Here is a 237-nt window from a genome sequence, read left to right on the forward strand (position 1 = left end):
CCACCCAGATCGCCTGCGTCATGCTGCTCGTCGTGGTCGGATTGATGGCCGCCGAGGCGCGCACGCGCGGCGCGCGACGCTTTGCCCTGCCGGTCAAGCGGCCGCGCCCGGTCGGCCGCATCCAGCTCTCGGGGGCTCGCGGCTGGGCGGCGTCGCTCGCCTGCTTCCTGCCGGCGCTGTTCGGGGCGGTGCTGCCGCTCTACTACCTGCTGGCCGAACTGTGGCGCCGCGACCTCC

1 protein-coding gene is annotated in these 237 nt (G+C 74.7%); it reads left to right on the forward strand.

Annotation, left to right across the window (positions count from 1 at the left end):
• Positions 1–237, forward strand: a 237-nt coding sequence (locus tag PU683_RS21655) for a hypothetical protein (protein WP_431190970.1), incomplete at both ends; no start/stop codon positions are given.

Source organism: Candidatus Kosakonia sp. 282A-S69, from assembly GCF_029433855.1.
Taxonomy (GTDB): domain Bacteria; phylum Pseudomonadota; class Gammaproteobacteria; order Enterobacterales; family Enterobacteriaceae; genus Kosakonia; species Kosakonia cowanii_A.